16 protein-coding genes and 1 tRNA gene are annotated in these 13,767 nt (G+C 36.8%); 10 read left to right on the top strand and 7 right to left on the bottom strand.

Going from position 1 to position 13,767, the window contains the following annotated elements; all coding sequences use genetic code 11:
* Positions 1–107 precede the first annotated feature (107 nt).
* From AB7942_RS10880 to AB7942_RS10870, 3 genes are read left to right on the top strand one after another with little or no spacing between them, the layout of a single operon-like run.
* Positions 108–359, top strand: coding sequence for a FeoA family protein (locus AB7942_RS10880; RefSeq protein ID WP_088087862.1), 252 nt, complete (start codon positions 108–110; stop codon positions 357–359).
* Positions 352–1,071 carry a FeoB small GTPase domain-containing protein gene (locus AB7942_RS10875; RefSeq protein WP_369446861.1) on the top strand — a complete coding sequence of 240 codons (720 nt, stop codon included), beginning with the start codon at positions 352–354 and terminating at the stop codon, positions 1,069–1,071. The genes AB7942_RS10880 and AB7942_RS10875 overlap by 8 nt, the downstream gene beginning before the upstream one ends.
* Positions 1,046–2,419: a nucleoside recognition domain-containing protein gene (locus tag AB7942_RS10870; protein WP_369446860.1), complete on the top strand. Its 1,374-nt coding sequence runs from the start codon at positions 1,046–1,048 to the stop codon at positions 2,417–2,419. Before AB7942_RS10875 ends, AB7942_RS10870 begins: the two co-directional genes overlap by 26 nt.
* Positions 2,420–2,503: 84 nt before the next feature.
* On the opposite strand, the gene AB7942_RS10865 is transcribed toward AB7942_RS10870, so the two are convergent.
* The 4 genes from AB7942_RS10865 to AB7942_RS10850 form a co-directional block, all read right to left on the bottom strand.
* Positions 2,504–2,589, bottom strand: a tRNA-Gln gene (locus AB7942_RS10865).
* 46 nt (positions 2,590–2,635) lie between these two features.
* On the bottom strand, positions 2,636–3,721 hold the full coding sequence (locus tag AB7942_RS10860) for a Ger(x)C family spore germination protein (protein WP_369446859.1): 1,086 nt from the start codon (positions 3,719–3,721) through the stop codon (positions 2,636–2,638).
* Positions 3,714–4,793, bottom strand: coding sequence for a GerAB/ArcD/ProY family transporter (locus AB7942_RS10855; RefSeq protein WP_369446953.1), 1,080 nt, complete (start codon positions 4,791–4,793; stop codon positions 3,714–3,716). Before AB7942_RS10855 ends, AB7942_RS10860 begins: the two co-directional genes overlap by 8 nt.
* 25 nt (positions 4,794–4,818) lie before the next feature.
* Positions 4,819–6,315, bottom strand: a complete 1,497-nt coding sequence (locus tag AB7942_RS10850; RefSeq protein WP_369446858.1) for a spore germination protein — start codon at positions 6,313–6,315, stop codon at positions 4,819–4,821.
* 180 nt (positions 6,316–6,495) lie between these two features.
* On the opposite strand from AB7942_RS10850, the gene AB7942_RS10845 reads away from it, so the two are divergent.
* The gene (locus AB7942_RS10845; protein ID WP_369446857.1) at positions 6,496–7,416 is read left to right on the top strand and encodes an LCP family protein; all 921 of its coding nucleotides are present in this window, start codon (positions 6,496–6,498) and stop codon (positions 7,414–7,416) included.
* Between the two features lie 87 nt (positions 7,417–7,503).
* Here AB7942_RS10845 and AB7942_RS10840 read toward each other — a convergent pair whose 3' ends face one another.
* Positions 7,504–7,803, bottom strand: coding sequence for a hypothetical protein (locus tag AB7942_RS10840; RefSeq protein WP_369446856.1), 300 nt, complete (start codon positions 7,801–7,803; stop codon positions 7,504–7,506).
* A 147-nt stretch (positions 7,804–7,950) separates the two neighbouring features.
* On the opposite strand from AB7942_RS10840, the gene AB7942_RS10835 reads away from it, so the two are divergent.
* The 6 genes from AB7942_RS10835 to AB7942_RS10810 all read left to right on the top strand — a co-directional run bounded on the left by AB7942_RS10835 (position 7,951) and on the right by AB7942_RS10810 (position 11,800).
* Complete coding sequence (locus AB7942_RS10835) at positions 7,951–8,232, top strand: DUF1292 domain-containing protein (RefSeq protein ID WP_088087854.1); 282 nt, start codon at positions 7,951–7,953, stop codon at positions 8,230–8,232.
* A 130-nt stretch (positions 8,233–8,362) separates the two neighbouring features.
* A complete protein-coding gene (locus AB7942_RS10830; protein WP_369446855.1) occupies positions 8,363–8,611 on the top strand; it encodes a hypothetical protein in 249 nt (82 codons plus the stop codon).
* A 162-nt stretch (positions 8,612–8,773) separates the two neighbouring features.
* The gene (locus AB7942_RS10825; RefSeq protein ID WP_369446854.1) at positions 8,774–9,559 is read left to right on the top strand and encodes an alpha/beta fold hydrolase; all 786 of its coding nucleotides are present in this window, start codon (positions 8,774–8,776) and stop codon (positions 9,557–9,559) included.
* Positions 9,560–9,889: 330 nt separating this feature from the next.
* Entirely contained in the window at positions 9,890–10,540 is a 651-nt protein-coding gene (locus AB7942_RS10820) for an alpha/beta hydrolase (protein ID WP_373408539.1), read from the top strand.
* 30 nt (positions 10,541–10,570) lie between these two features.
* Positions 10,571–11,002 (top strand): DoxX family protein, encoded by a 432-nt coding sequence (locus AB7942_RS10815; RefSeq protein ID WP_088087851.1) that lies wholly within the window; start codon positions 10,571–10,573, stop codon positions 11,000–11,002.
* 21 nt (positions 11,003–11,023) lie between these two features.
* A complete protein-coding gene (locus tag AB7942_RS10810) occupies positions 11,024–11,800 on the top strand; it encodes a dioxygenase family protein (protein WP_369446853.1) in 777 nt (258 codons plus the stop codon).
* Positions 11,801–11,863: 63 nt separating this feature from the next.
* On the opposite strand, the gene AB7942_RS10805 is transcribed toward AB7942_RS10810, so the two are convergent.
* Together AB7942_RS10805 and AB7942_RS10800 are read right to left on the bottom strand one after the other, a co-directional pair.
* The gene (locus tag AB7942_RS10805; protein WP_098934214.1) at positions 11,864–12,250 is read right to left on the bottom strand and encodes a hypothetical protein; all 387 of its coding nucleotides are present in this window, start codon (positions 12,248–12,250) and stop codon (positions 11,864–11,866) included.
* 231 nt (positions 12,251–12,481) lie between these two features.
* A complete protein-coding gene (locus AB7942_RS10800; protein ID WP_369446852.1) occupies positions 12,482–13,654 on the bottom strand; it encodes a glycosyl hydrolase family 18 protein in 1,173 nt (390 codons plus the stop codon).
* Positions 13,655–13,767 lie beyond the last annotated feature (113 nt).

The following is a 13,767-nucleotide window of genomic DNA, read 5'->3' as shown; positions in this document are numbered from 1 at the left end:
ACGCAGATAATATTTATTTTTACAAAAAAGGTGACAATTTTGGAAATTAAACATATAATTAATAAAAAGTTGCACTAGGTAAAAACTTTGAAGGAGGGGAAAGAGAGATGGATAACCCTAACATTATCAAACTGGTAAATGGTGAAAAAGGCAATTTAATTAAAATTACTTCTTTAAATCTGGACGGTGTGATGAGAAGAAGATTATTAGACTTAGGATTTGTGGCAGGTGCATTAGTTGAGGTCATGCGTAAAAGTCCGTTGGGAGACCCGATTGCCTTTCGTGTCAGTCAAACAACGATTGCTCTTCGAAGAGAGGAAAGTTCAAGAATAGAGGGGGAGCTGGTGTCTTATGAGTAAAGAATATCGAATTGCCTTAGCTGGAAATCCGAATACGGGGAAAAGTACCTTGTTCAATGCCTTAACCGGCCTCAGACAACATACAGGGAATTGGGCAGGAAAAACCGTTTCACTTGCACACGGGACTGTTCAGCATAAAGATAAAACGTTTAATCTTATTGACCTTCCTGGCACCTACTCACTTTTCTCGAATTCAACGGATGAAGAAGTAGCACGAAATTATATCGTTTTTGAAAAACCAGATGTGACGGTTGTGGTATTAGATGCGACTTCATTAGAGCGTAATTTAAATCTAGCGTTGCAGGTATTAGAGATGGCAACAAATGTTGTCATTTGTATCAATTTAATTGATGTTGCGGAAGAACAAGGAATTCAGATTAATGAGCGATTGTTGACCAATCGGTTGGGGGTTCCCGTCATCAAGATTTCTGCCAGGAACAAAAAGGGATTCCCTATGCTCTTAGATACCATTGACCGCATTGTGACAGGGGTGATTGAATGCAACCCGGTTCAAGTGTCCTATCCTGCTGAGATCGAAGCCAAGATCAAAATAATTGAACCTAAAGTACGTGAATTTGTTGGTGATCAATTATCTGCTCGTTGGGTTTCTTTGAGATTGCTAGATGGAGATGAAACATTACTGAATGAAATTAGTAACCGAGTAGTTGCAGGAGGTGGTTTAGGGAATGAATATTCAAAAGCTTTATGCTGAAGCTCAGGAGCTGTCGACACCAAAGCTGAGAGATGATATTGTCCAAAACCTTTACGATCACAGTCATAAATTATGTCATGAAGGAATTTCCTATACAAAATCGAAAAGGGACACAAGGACGGAAAAACTGGATGCGGTTTTTACTTCACCTATATTTGGCTTTCCCATCATGATTACCATGTTAGGAGTTCTATTTTATTTAACAATCGCTGGAGCAAATATCCCATCCTCAATGATAGCTGAGTTTTTTGGATTCTTAGAGGGGTATATTACATCATTTTTTACCTTCCTGCATGCACCCGATTGGTTGCACGGGATCCTTGTTCTCGGTTTATACCGGGGAACAACATGGGTGATTAGCGTTATGCTCCCGCCGATGGCGATCTTTTTTCCAACATTTGCGTTATTGGAAAATTATGGTTATCTTCCTAGGGTAGCCTTCAACATGGATCGGCTGTTTAAAAGAGTCGGTGCCCATGGGAAGCAATCATTAACAATGGCGATGGGGTTTGGATGTAATGCAGCTGCGGTGATTTCCACGAGGATTATTGAATCACCAAGAGAGCGGATGCTGGCCATCCTAACAAACAACTTTGTTCCATGTAATGGCCGATGGGGAACTTTAATTGTTTTAGCATCGTTATTCATGGCTGCCAATTTTACAGGTGGGGTAGCATCACTTATTACCACAGGGGTCGTTGTCGGTATTGTTTTATTTGGTATAGTGGTTACCTTTTTTGTTTCTTGGGTTCTGTCGAAAACGGCCCTTAAAGGAGTACCTACTCATTATACATTAGAACTACCGCCTTACCGTAAACCGAAGATATTTGATACCGTGATACGCTCATCTTTAACAAAGTCCTGGTCTGTGTTAGTGCGTGCCGTTAAAGTGGCAGCTCCAGCAGCGATTTTAACTTGGGTTTTTGCGAATATTTACATTGGTGATACCAGTATTTTGATGTATGCTGTTGAGTTTTTGGATCCATTTGGAAAAATGCTTGGCCTTGACGGTTACATCATGATGGCGTTTATTTTAGGGTTACCAGCAAACGAAATTGTCCTTCCAATCCTTTTGATGGGTTATTTATCAACAGGATCTTTAACCGAAGTTGATAGCATGGTAGATTTGAAGAAAATTTTTGTTGATCACGGTTGGACGTGGCTTACAGCATTGAACATGATGTTATTTTCGCTGCTTCATTATCCTTGCGGCACTACCTTGATTAATATTTATAAGGAAACGAAGAGTAAGAAATGGACATTTCTTGCGTTTATGATTCCGACTGTTATTGCGATTCTTGTTCCACTCATTATCACACAAACAGTTAGATATTTTGGCTTAGTGTAATTAAAAAAATAAAAAAATAAAAAAATAAAAAAGGTAAGTCAGTGTTTATACTGGCTTACCTTTTTTCATTGGATAAAAAGTAAAAGGGCTTGGTGGGATTTGAACCCACAAGAAACACTGCAGTCAACATGAAGGACTACAGGTTGCTCTACCACTTGAGCTACAAGCCCTGATTTTATTTTGACCATGTTCCTCGAAAATATCCTTTTTAAAGAATTAATCTACAGTCCCAGTTTGCTTGATATTCACCTTTACATGTACATGAACTTTTGCAGTTGGATAGAATTTCTTCCATTGTTTTTCATTAAAACCGCGATCCTGCTCTCTATATTTTGCACCTAGACCTAAAGGGTCCACGCCATGTTTTTGAAACTTTTTGATGAGTTTTAATGAGTGCTCTTCTAATTGCTCGGCAATATCTTTTTGGATATGTTTTTTATCCAATGCTACCCTTTTTTTCTTTGGAGATGTGAATTCTTGAAGCCTTGTTTTCAACTTAAGATTAATCGTAAATTCCGGTCGGCCTTTTTTTATTTTTACTTGATAGTGTGCTTTTGAATGAAGATTATCTAGAACGACCCTTTCACCAGTTTCTAAAGTGAAACGCTGTAAGCCTTGTATATATTTATCAACTAAACATTTAAATGTGAATGCATCCTCCATAAAAATAGGAAAGACATATCGATCATCTTTTAATATCGCCAGGCCAATAATTTTAATATTATCTTCTATCTGTTTGATTAATGGCAAGTAGGGATCCTGTCCATTTTGGTTAAATTGAAAGGAATATGTTTGTAAATTTGATTCAGGAAGATTATCTGATTTCATGGCTTGATCTAGCATTTCTTGTACAAACAACGAAACATTTTCTGTTTTGAATTTCTCCATTTTAAGTAGCTCACTGGCATCTCCATCGACAACAGCCATTTGAATAATACTGCCAATGGCAGGGTCACGGTTTAGGGTGTCAACCACATCAGTAATTCCTTTTTTGGCTAGTGATTTTCCAAAAAGTGCAACCCGTAATTGACCGCTGACTAATGGATACCGTGACTCATTATTTATGTTGCTCCGAATTTCTTTACTCGTTTCACCTAAGCTTATTTTGACTTCAGTGGTAGAGGGCTGATCCTTCTTATAAATTGGATAGGTAATGGTTCCTTTTATCGTATTCTTTCCGGCCCAATCATATCCTGCACCCTGGATCATGTTTATTTGATTGACGATATTGGTGGGTATCAATGAACAACCGGATAATAAGAAAATAGTAACCCCTATTCCTATTAAGGTTCGATTAGCCATTTTGTTTTCTCCTTCTTAGTATTGTGAAAATTATTAGGAGGATTGGGATGTAGCCATAAAAGATCCATAAATTCATTTGGGTTACGTATTTATCCAGTGTTTCTTTCAATTGTTCGTTTATTAATTGAGATATAACCACACTAAGTAGACTTAGAATGATTAAATAGTTCTTTTGTTTCTTTTTAAAAATTCTCTTTAGACCTCGTGTCGAACACCATAATAGAAGAGCGATCAACGATGAAACGATAATTAAATACATGGAGATATAAAGGTATTCAAAGCGCTCTAAATAAGATAGCCGGATAATTTTTATTAAAGTTAATTCTGGCCAAATGGTTTCATTTAATTGTCTTTCACTATAGTACATAAATGATACAATCGCAGAAAGCGTATATAGTAAGGTAGTAAACAATACAGCTAAATGAGTGAACTTTTTTGACGATTTAGGATTTCTAATAAATGGATAGAACATGAGTAACGTTTCTGTTCCTGCTAACGTATACATAGAACTTTTGACTGCATCCAGCATATCCAAAAAAGAGTGATTCATGATTGGCAGTAAATTGGTAATATGAGCAGCTTTCAATGGAAAAATATAAAGGACGATTAGGGTGATTTGTGGAAATAAAAATGACAAAAAAGAAACACCAACAACAACCCGAAATCCTCCGGACACACAATAATAAACTAAAACTAAGATTAATGAACAAATTATCCATGAGGGTAATGTAGGGAACATCCAAACTTGAATAATCTCAATAAATCCAAGTAAGACCGAGACACTGGCCAACCAATAATAAATCATAATGATAAGACTAAAAAGATTACCAAGAATATTCCCAAACACTTTTGAATGTACATCAAGGATATCTCCATCGGCATTTTCGAGCAGTTTAAACATCATCCATATGAATAGTTGAACTAAACACCCTGCCAAGATTACACCAATCCATGCATCATATCCTGCTTTTGCAGCAATGGTTCTTTGGAATCCTAATATGCCAACCCCAACTTGTGAATTGTAAACAATAAAGAAAACTAAATAGGGAGAAACTTGATGCCTTTTATTCACTTGCAATGGAATACCCCTTTACGATTTATTCATAAAAATCGTTCACTGGTTCTGGGTTTTCTCGATTCCCAGTTGATTTTCTTTTCTTTTGTGGTCTAAGGGTGGTCGGATTTTCTTTCTGCTTGGAAAAAGGAAGTCTAAACCAAAGATCTTGAAAGGATGTTAATCGTAATGGGTATAAGCTCATATAAGGACGCCCGAGAGAAGTTAACCGTAATAAATGGATGAATGTAAATTGGAATCCTATAAACACCCCAAACAATCCAAACCATTGGGAAAGAAAAATTATTGGAAACTTAATAAACCGAACAGTGTTGCTAAATTTATAAACCGGCGCAGTATAGGAAGCTAAGGTACCGAACCCTACTAAAATAAGCAATACATTACTAGTTAACCCCGCTTCAACCACTGCCTGTCCTATAACAATACCACCCACAACCCCAAGAGATTGTCCGATTTTAAAGGGTAATCGAATCCCTGCTTCTTTTACCATTTCAATCATGATTTCTAACATTAAAGCCTCTAAAAAAGGAGGAAAGGGAACAGTCACCCTTGAACCAACTAAAGTTTCGAGCAATGGGGCAGGAATCAATTCATAATGATAGGTCATGATCGCTACATACAATGGACTAGCTAGCCCAGAAATGAACGAAGCAAAAAAGCGTAAGAGTCGAAAGAAATTTCCAATAATCCAGGAATAACTATAATCTTCCATCGCTATAAACGATTCAACTAAGGTAACTGGAACAAGGACTAGATTTGGTGACCCATCCACAGCAATGATTATTTTCCCTTCCGTTAGCCCTGCTGCCACACGATCGACTCGTTCGGTTGATATCGATTGTGGGAACAAGGAATTCGAATTGTCTTCAATCATTGAAGAAAGATAAGCACTGTCCTGGATATGATCATATTGAACATCGTTTATTCTTTGAACAACCGTGTTCACATTTTCCGGATCCGCAATCCCATCCATATAAATAACGGCAACATTTGTTTTTGAAAGTTCGCCAACCTTCATTTCGATTACAAGCAGTTCAGGGACAGGTAATCGCTTTCGAATAAGATTAAGATTGGTGTCTAATTCTTCAATAAAACCAACTTGTGGTCCAACTGTCGACGATTCCATCATTGCTATACTAACATCACGGAATTTACTGTTAGCAATATTAATTAATAAACATTCTTCATCTTGTTCATCCTTTTGAAGAGCCAAGAATCCCCGCATTAGGTTTTCAATGATTACCTTTGGATCATTTGTACAAAGAATTTCTTGTACAGGTATAACACTTTTTAATTCCTCTAATGATAGCTGCTCATTCAAAAAGGGCAAAACATCCTGATGGAGGATGTCAGATGAAATCAGTGTGCGATAATACGAAAGCCAAAAAGGATGATCTTCTTTTATGGAAGTATGCTCATGAACAAAGTCATTTGATTTTGATAAACGTTGGAGCCAATCTTGTTCGTTAGATTTTTGCGGAGTTCCTTCCTTGCCTGGTTGTTCTGCCTTGGGTGTCATTGGTATCCCTCAAAATATTTTTTTTTATTTTGTGTAGAATAGGAATTTTTATGCAAATTTTCCAAGGATAGAAAATAGGAAAGATAATGGTAGAAAGAATAAACAAAAGTAATAAATGAGAAATTAAGATGGTAGCAACTTTTATCTTTGAGCGAATATTATTGAAAGTTGGTGAAAAGTGTGAAATTAATCAAATTAATTGTACTTTCCTTGTTATTAGGAGGTTGTTCAGCGGGAGATTTAAGTGATCAAAATCAAGTTCAACCCTCTTCACCATCAAAAATTGAAGACAGTACACATAAAGATTCAAAAGGAATCATGAATTTTCTTTTAATTGGCAGCGATTCAAGAGGCGAACCTCAATCCTTCTCAGATGCAATCATTATTGCCCAATATGTTCCTAAAGAAGGTAATATCAAGTTAATTTCCTTGATGAGAGACAGTTATGTCAAAATTCCCGGGCATCCAAAAGGGTACGACAAGCTTAACATGGCCTATTTTATCGGCGGAAATGAATTATTAAAAAAGACGATTAATGATAATTTCGGAATTAAAGTGGACCACTCCGTTTCGATCGATTTTGAAGGGTTTGCTAATTTTATTGATCTGATTTCCCCAGAAGGAATCTCAGTGAATGTAAGTCAAAAAATGATTGATGATTTCAATATGAAGGTAAAACCTGGAGAAAATGCGCTTAAAGGAAGGGAGTTACTTAAATATGTACGGTTTAGACACGATGATGAAAGTGATTTTGGTCGCGTTCGACGCCAGCAAGAAGTCCTTGTAAAGGTAAAGGAACAATTAAGGAATAAATTTAGTCATTTTGAGTCGTTAGCAGCACTTCCAGATTTTGTGGATCAAGGTTTAAATCATGTGGAGTCTGATATGGAAAAAGGAGAAATTTTATCGGTTTTATCTAAATTGGTCTTTTATCCAGTTAAGAATATCGATAGTTTACGGATTCCAGTTCAAAATAGCTATGTAAATAAAACCTATCCACATTCGGGTGCTGTTCTTGAGATTAATTTGGAAGAAAATAGAGAGGCTTTAAAAGATTTCTTGCTCAAGCCTTCCCCAGTTAACAGGGAATATAATTATTAAATAGACCATTAAGCAGACATAGCTGTTAAGTATGTCTGCTTTTTAGCAATGTCTAAACGTAAAAACCACTCTGGAATTGCACAAAACTTATTTTTTCAATTTGCTTATTTCTTCTGTAACAACAAAAGCCAGATCATCATTGCCAAACAACGCTAATACACCGAGCAACGTCTGGTCACCTACTTCTCCCGCTTCTTCTTTCGAAACGGTTAGCTCAATGGCTTCTTTTAAGGTAGGATTGGTAGACTGATTCGGATAGGCTCGCAAATATAACTCTTCCGGATCAAGATCATGATTCACGCACCATTGAGCAAATACAAGAATCATCATTTTCTCTTCACCGCGATAGTTTTCGATAATCTTTTCTTCTAGCTGTTTTTGATTCATTGAGATTCTCCTTAGAAAGCTTTATAAACTTATTATATTAGATTTTTGTCGAATATGTAGTGGTAAACCATGTTTTCGAATGAAAACTAATCTTTTTAGGGATACTGTGTTAAGTATATACTTTTTATATGAAAGGGGAACGTATAGATGAGTAAAATTGAAGTAGGCGAAATTTTTACCATTAGCGATGAAACCGGCGAAGAACAAGAAGTGGAAGTGCTAGGGGTAATGACTATAGAAGGAAATGAATATGTGGCTGTCGGATTTGCTGAAGATGTCGCACAAGAATCCGATGAAGATATTGATATCTTCTTTCTGAAGGTAGATGAAGATGGTGATTTTTCCGCGATTGAAAGTGATGAAGAGTTCGAAAAGGTGTCTGCAGCATTTGATGAAATAATGGACGAAGAAGAGGAAAAGGGAGAGTAATATGCCTTGGTCTGAGAGGGATTAATTAATCTCTCTTTTATTTTTTCCTGATTCAATTGGGAAAATTATGTATGTATAAAATCTTTCTTGGCATACTACCTATGAAAAACATATAAAAAGGAGTAATCTAATGTTAATTGAAGAAGGTATGAAATATCAAATTTCACAAGGTATTAAAGGTTTTTTTAATTCAGCTGAGACAATGACTGTCAAAAGTTATAATGGTGTTACTGTCCAATTCATACTTGCAGATAGCAAAGGTCACGGTTCCATGCCGATTGAACATTTAACGTATTTATTGAAAAAATCAAATTTAACGCAAGTTCCAAGTAAAAGAACCTTACTGAGTATTGATAATAGTGAAGAGCAAATTAGTTGAAAAGTTAAATATAGAAAAGTTAAAGAGAGGGCAATTATGCTCTCTCTTTTTGAAAGTGAAGATTTTTAAAGGAAATACCAAGGAAGACTCGAATATTTAGTAATGAAAACTAGTAAGCAGCAATTTTGAATAAAATAAAAATGAAAAGGAGCTGGTACCAATATGGAATCTAAGAAAGTTACGCTTCAAGATTCAACGATAGCCTACATAGATGAGGGTGAAGGGAAACCAATCGTTCTTTTGCACGGTTTTTGTGGAAGCTCCCGTTACTGGGAACATGTTATTCCTGTGTTGTCAGACAGCTGCCGGGTGATTGCTCTTGATCTTCCGGGACATGGACAGTCAGGACCTCTAAAAGGAAGCAGTACGATTGAGAATCTTGCGGATCAAGTAAAAAACCTTTTGGCTGAATTAAATTTACAGGAAGTAACGATGTTTGGTCACTCTTTAGGCGGCTATATCACCCTGGCCTTTGCAGAAAAGTACAGCAATCAATTAAACGGCTTTTCGCTCATTCATTCCACGGCCTTTCCAGATTCGGAGGAAGCGAAAAAAGGCAGGCTGTCAAATATTGAGAAAGTAAACCAGTCAGGCATTTATTCGCTTATCGACGGCTTGGTACCGAAACTATTCTCGCCTGTTAACCAGGATGAGAATTATGTTGGAGCAGCAATGGAAATTGGCTATACTACTTCCGCAGAGGGCGCGATCGATGCATTAAATGCAATGAAAGACCGTCCTGACCGTAATCAAGTATTAGAAGCTTCTACCATGCCCGTTCTATTAATCGCAGGTGAACAAGATCAAATCATTCCGGCAGAAAAGACATTTTCGGTCAGCAGAGCGAATATTAAACAATCAATCATAAAAGATTCCGGTCATATGAGTATGTATGAGAATCCACATGATCTGATTAAAGAGATAAAGGATTTTGTGTCTACTATATAAGTATCTTGAAAGATTATCGATACCATTTAGAGAAACCAATTCGGTTTCTCTTTTTATGTGTTTTCTAATGTGAAACAAATTTTTATATTAGAAAATATTTATTGACAATCTGACTAGTTCTTTGTTATCCTATAAACAATAAATATTCATATATAAAAACAAATGAGCCATCTTCTTTTTTTGCCTATTTGTTTCTTAATATGAATCATTTTTATTTATTTGTATTTAAGGGTTGATACCGTTAGAAGATATTTACCTTTTATAGAGGTTAAGTATTCAAATAAACAGCCACCCTAATGGTATTAGGAGTGAATTTTTTAAGAAAGGATGATGGAATTGAATTCACCGATGATTTATGAACTTCGTCGACCAGCACAAATTGAACCTGGTAAAAAATATCCTGCACTGTTTCTAATGCATGGAATTGGAAGTAATGAACAAAATATGCTGTCTTTGGTTAACGGGTTAGAAGACCACTTCTTTATTTTTAGTGTCCGCGGGCATCTTTCGCAGCCGCCAGGCTATGCATATTTTACTATTCAGGGATATGGAAAACCTCATCGGGAAGTGTTCGATGAAGGAATTAGTAAACTGACTAGTTTTATTGATTACGCCTGCAGCGAATACTCGATTGATGAGAGTCAGATATTTTTACTCGGCTTTAGCCAAGGAGCAATCCTTTCTATGACGCTTGGCCTATCACTGGGAAATCGGATCAAGGGTATAATTGCCCTCAGCGGTTACGTACCTGCTTTTGTCAAAGAAGAGTACAACATTCTGCCCGTCGAACAATTATCCTTGTTTATTTCACATGGTGAGATGGATCAGGTGCTTCCATTTGAATGGGGTCTAGCTAATAACGAATATTTTCGAAAGCTCGGGGCGATGGTAACTTTTAAAACGTATCAAGAAGGACATTCAGTATCAGTAGAAAACCATAAAGATTTCACGCAATGGTTATTAGAAAAAGTGGAGAAATAAAAACAAATTTACTAAAAAGGGGAAATAATAATGTTAAAAAAATATGAGGCAAGTACATTAATTTTAAGAGTAATATTAGGTGTGACGTTTTTTGTTCATGGGTTAGTTAAATTCCAAGGCGGAATCGAAAATATCGTAGGATGGTTTGAAAGCATTGGTTTACCTGGATTCTTAGCATATGGTGTTGCTTTAGTAGAAATGATCGGTGGAGCTGCATTAGTTTTAGGTTTAGGCAGTAGAATCGTTTCAGCTTTATTGGCTTTGTTAATGATTGGTGCAACAATCAAAGTGAAACTAGCTATAGGCTTTTTAGGGAATGGACAAATGGCTGGTTATGAATTAGATTTAGCTTTAATGGCGATGGCTGTGTTTATTGCCATCAATGGCAGCAAAATGTTTGCATTAGATCAGATTATTTTTAAAGGTCAACGAACAGATTCAACTTCATTAACAAGAAATTAATCATAAAGAGGGGGAAGTAGTATGATGCCATCATTTTTTATTGCTCATGGTGCACCTTTACTTGCGGTTGAGAACAATGAATATACTCAGTTTCTAAATCAACTCGGGCAAAATCTGCCTCGCCCAAAGGCAATTATCTTGTTTTCGGCCCATTGGGAATCATCAATGCAAAAAGTAAGCGAAGTTGATACGTATGATACTATTTATGATTTCGGTGGATTTGATCCAACTTTATACCAGATTAAGTATCCAGCTCAAGGTAATCCGCAGCTTTCACAAGAAATTAAGGATCTGTTTGCAAAAAACGGTGTTCCATTTGATGTCGAATCAAAACGCGGCTTGGATCATGGGGCATGGGTGGTTCTTCGTCTACTTTATCCAGATGCTGATATACCGGTCATTGCGATGTCAGTCAACCCGAAACTTAAACCAGAGGAACAATATAAAATCGGCAAAAGCTTATCGGCATTACGAGCTAATGATGTTTTAATTATTGCAAGCGGGGGAACAGTGCACAATCTCCGCGCGGTGAAATGGGCAGATAACGAGATTGATCAATGGGCCCTTGAGTTTGATGATTGGTTGGCAACCCATCTGAATAATTGGGATTTGGATTCCTTATTTAAGTATGATTCACTTGCTCCAAATGCTGAATATGCCGTACCTCGCTATGGCAATGAACACTTCATCCCGATTTTCTATGCGATGGGAGCAGCCGATGATAGTCAAAAAGCTACTTTGCTGCATCGCAGTTTTCGATATGGAAACCTCAGTCATAGTGTTTGGCAGTTTGGGTGATCTGTACCAATGAAAGCAACATAAAAATCCTTCCTTGGGAAGGATTTTTTTATTAATAAAATATTAATTTCCAAGAAGGTTTGGATCCATATAAATTCCATTAAAAAAAACAGCCATCTCTATAGTTCCATCCTCCTTATTAAAAGGTACTCCGACCATTATCATTTCTCCCATCGTATGATTGATGAATACCTCGATATTTTTTATTCCTCTCCATCTATATCCGTCGCTTTTAAACGAGTGTTTTACATTCTTAAACTCTTGACTACTTATTAAATCAGCAACAATTTTATTTTTTTCAGCTCCAAAAACTTGTGAAACAACGCAACCACATTCATGGGATTCTTCTGGTGCTTGCACTAACTCTTCTGCTTTTGCCGTATTCCCAGTAGTCACAAACAACGATAATGCAATAATGATTCCACATAAAACTGTTAGCAATTTCTTCATATCTATTTCCTCCTTTATTTAACCTCCTTAACTTGATTCTCTCTTTTTCGACAATCTCCTTCAAAAAGTTTGGAAAAATATACGACAAATACCAATATTTATTACAATTTCGTGTCAAAATGGGTGTTAGGCACCTAGTTGTTTGAAAAAGGGGAAAGAGGCTTCAGTCGAAGGTATGGAGGCTATTGACGTCCGAAAAAAGGCCGTTCCTGTGGGAACAGCCTTTTTTTGTTAATATCCTTTTGCAGTATAATATTTAACTGGTTCTTTACCCGATGCTTTAAGTTCTGTAAAAATTGTCCCTGTCAGACTATGTGACCCTTGTGCATCAAGACCAACTTCCCACATCATCATGCCGCCAAAGCCGTGATCGAGGGCCAGACGTGTTTTTTTTATCATCGTAACACCGCCATTATAATGGTAGGTCGTACCATTCATCTGAACAGTGTCCTTTCCAGCATTGGCAGGATTATTGTTAATTATTGCAGCAAAGGATACCTGTTTGATTTTAGGATCTTCCGGTGTGGCGTAAGACGGGACGCCCAATACTAATTTTTCCTTTGAAAGTTTCTGAGTTTCAAATAGGTTCGTCCAATAGTTTACGATTTTCTCTGTATATGGATAGGGCGATAAATTTGCGGCATTGTAACTGCCGTCATACTGACCATCATATGCCATAATATTAACATGGTCTACCGTTTTGAACATAGATGGATCATACTGAATAAAGGCTACTTCCGTTAACGTCACCGCATGAATCTTTGAATAAACAGCAATAGATAGCTCTTTCTTTTTTGGATGAAGCTGGGCACTTAACTCTTTCGCAAAAGCAGAGAGATTTTGTGCATCCTCTGTTGAACGAGGGTGTTCAAAATCGATATCAATCCCATCCAGATTTTCACGGACTGCGATATTAGTAAGCTCTTTAACTAGCTTTGCCCTAGATTTAGGATCAGATATCGCCGGTTTAAAATAATTATAGGATTCTCCACCCTTGATGTGGTACCATCCACCAATCGCCAGCATCACCTTCGTGTCATGCTTTTTTGCATTTTTAACAACAGCTCTAAGGTTTTTTAAAGCTGGATCACCATTAAATAAAATTCCTCCATCCTTAGTAGGATGAACAAAGGAGAAAATGACATGTGTTAATTTGGAATAATCAACCATGTTTGGATCACGAAAATCCTGAACATAGCCGATCAGCACCTTTGATGATGCCTTCTTCAATTTAGGGAGTTCTTTTGAATTTGGCTTTATGGCCGATTTAGGTGCATCTTCTAATATTTGCGTATTGGGACGATCTTGCTTTTCATTATTATTAGTGAAAATGACTCCAGTTAGTATTCCTCCAATGAAGGTCACTCCAATGACCAGACCAAGGAGGAGATGACGTTTATTCATAGATTGTGTTCCTCCTTATTATTTCTCATATATAAAATTGTAACAGAAAAAACGAAGAAGAACGGTTGGTAATATCAACCTATGTAGGTAAAACAGCCTACGGAGAGTAAAAT

Source organism: Neobacillus sp. BF23-41 (genome assembly GCF_041106275.1).
The sequence above is the reverse complement of the archived record's forward strand: the minus strand, read 5'-3'. Positions and strand labels throughout refer to the sequence as shown.

Coding starts and splice junctions, on each gene's coding strand:
- AB7942_RS10815 (WP_088087851.1), top strand. CDS start 10,571: ATGTTAAAAAAATATGAGGCAAGTACATTAATTTTAAGAGTAATATTA.
- AB7942_RS10805 (WP_098934214.1), bottom strand. CDS start 12,250: ATGAAGAAATTGCTAACAGTTTTATGTGGAATCATTATTGCATTATCG.
- AB7942_RS10850 (WP_369446858.1), bottom strand. CDS start 6,315: ATGACACCCAAGGCAGAACAACCAGGCAAGGAAGGAACTCCGCAAAAA.
- AB7942_RS10860 (WP_369446859.1), bottom strand. CDS start 3,721: ATGGCTAATCGAACCTTAATAGGAATAGGGGTTACTATTTTCTTATTA.
- AB7942_RS10820 (WP_373408539.1), top strand. CDS start 9,890: ATGGAATTGAATTCACCGATGATTTATGAACTTCGTCGACCAGCACAA.
- AB7942_RS10835 (WP_088087854.1), top strand. CDS start 7,951: ATGAGTAAAATTGAAGTAGGCGAAATTTTTACCATTAGCGATGAAACC.
- AB7942_RS10800 (WP_369446852.1), bottom strand. CDS start 13,654: ATGAATAAACGTCATCTCCTCCTTGGTCTGGTCATTGGAGTGACCTTC.
- AB7942_RS10810 (WP_369446853.1), top strand. CDS start 11,024: ATGATGCCATCATTTTTTATTGCTCATGGTGCACCTTTACTTGCGGTT.
- AB7942_RS10870 (WP_369446860.1), top strand. CDS start 1,046: ATGAATATTCAAAAGCTTTATGCTGAAGCTCAGGAGCTGTCGACACCA.
- AB7942_RS10875 (WP_369446861.1), top strand. CDS start 352: ATGAGTAAAGAATATCGAATTGCCTTAGCTGGAAATCCGAATACGGGG.
- AB7942_RS10880 (WP_088087862.1), top strand. CDS start 108: ATGGATAACCCTAACATTATCAAACTGGTAAATGGTGAAAAAGGCAAT.
- AB7942_RS10825 (WP_369446854.1), top strand. CDS start 8,774: ATGGAATCTAAGAAAGTTACGCTTCAAGATTCAACGATAGCCTACATA.
- AB7942_RS10840 (WP_369446856.1), bottom strand. CDS start 7,803: ATGAATCAAAAACAGCTAGAAGAAAAGATTATCGAAAACTATCGCGGT.
- AB7942_RS10830 (WP_369446855.1), top strand. CDS start 8,363: ATGTTAATTGAAGAAGGTATGAAATATCAAATTTCACAAGGTATTAAA.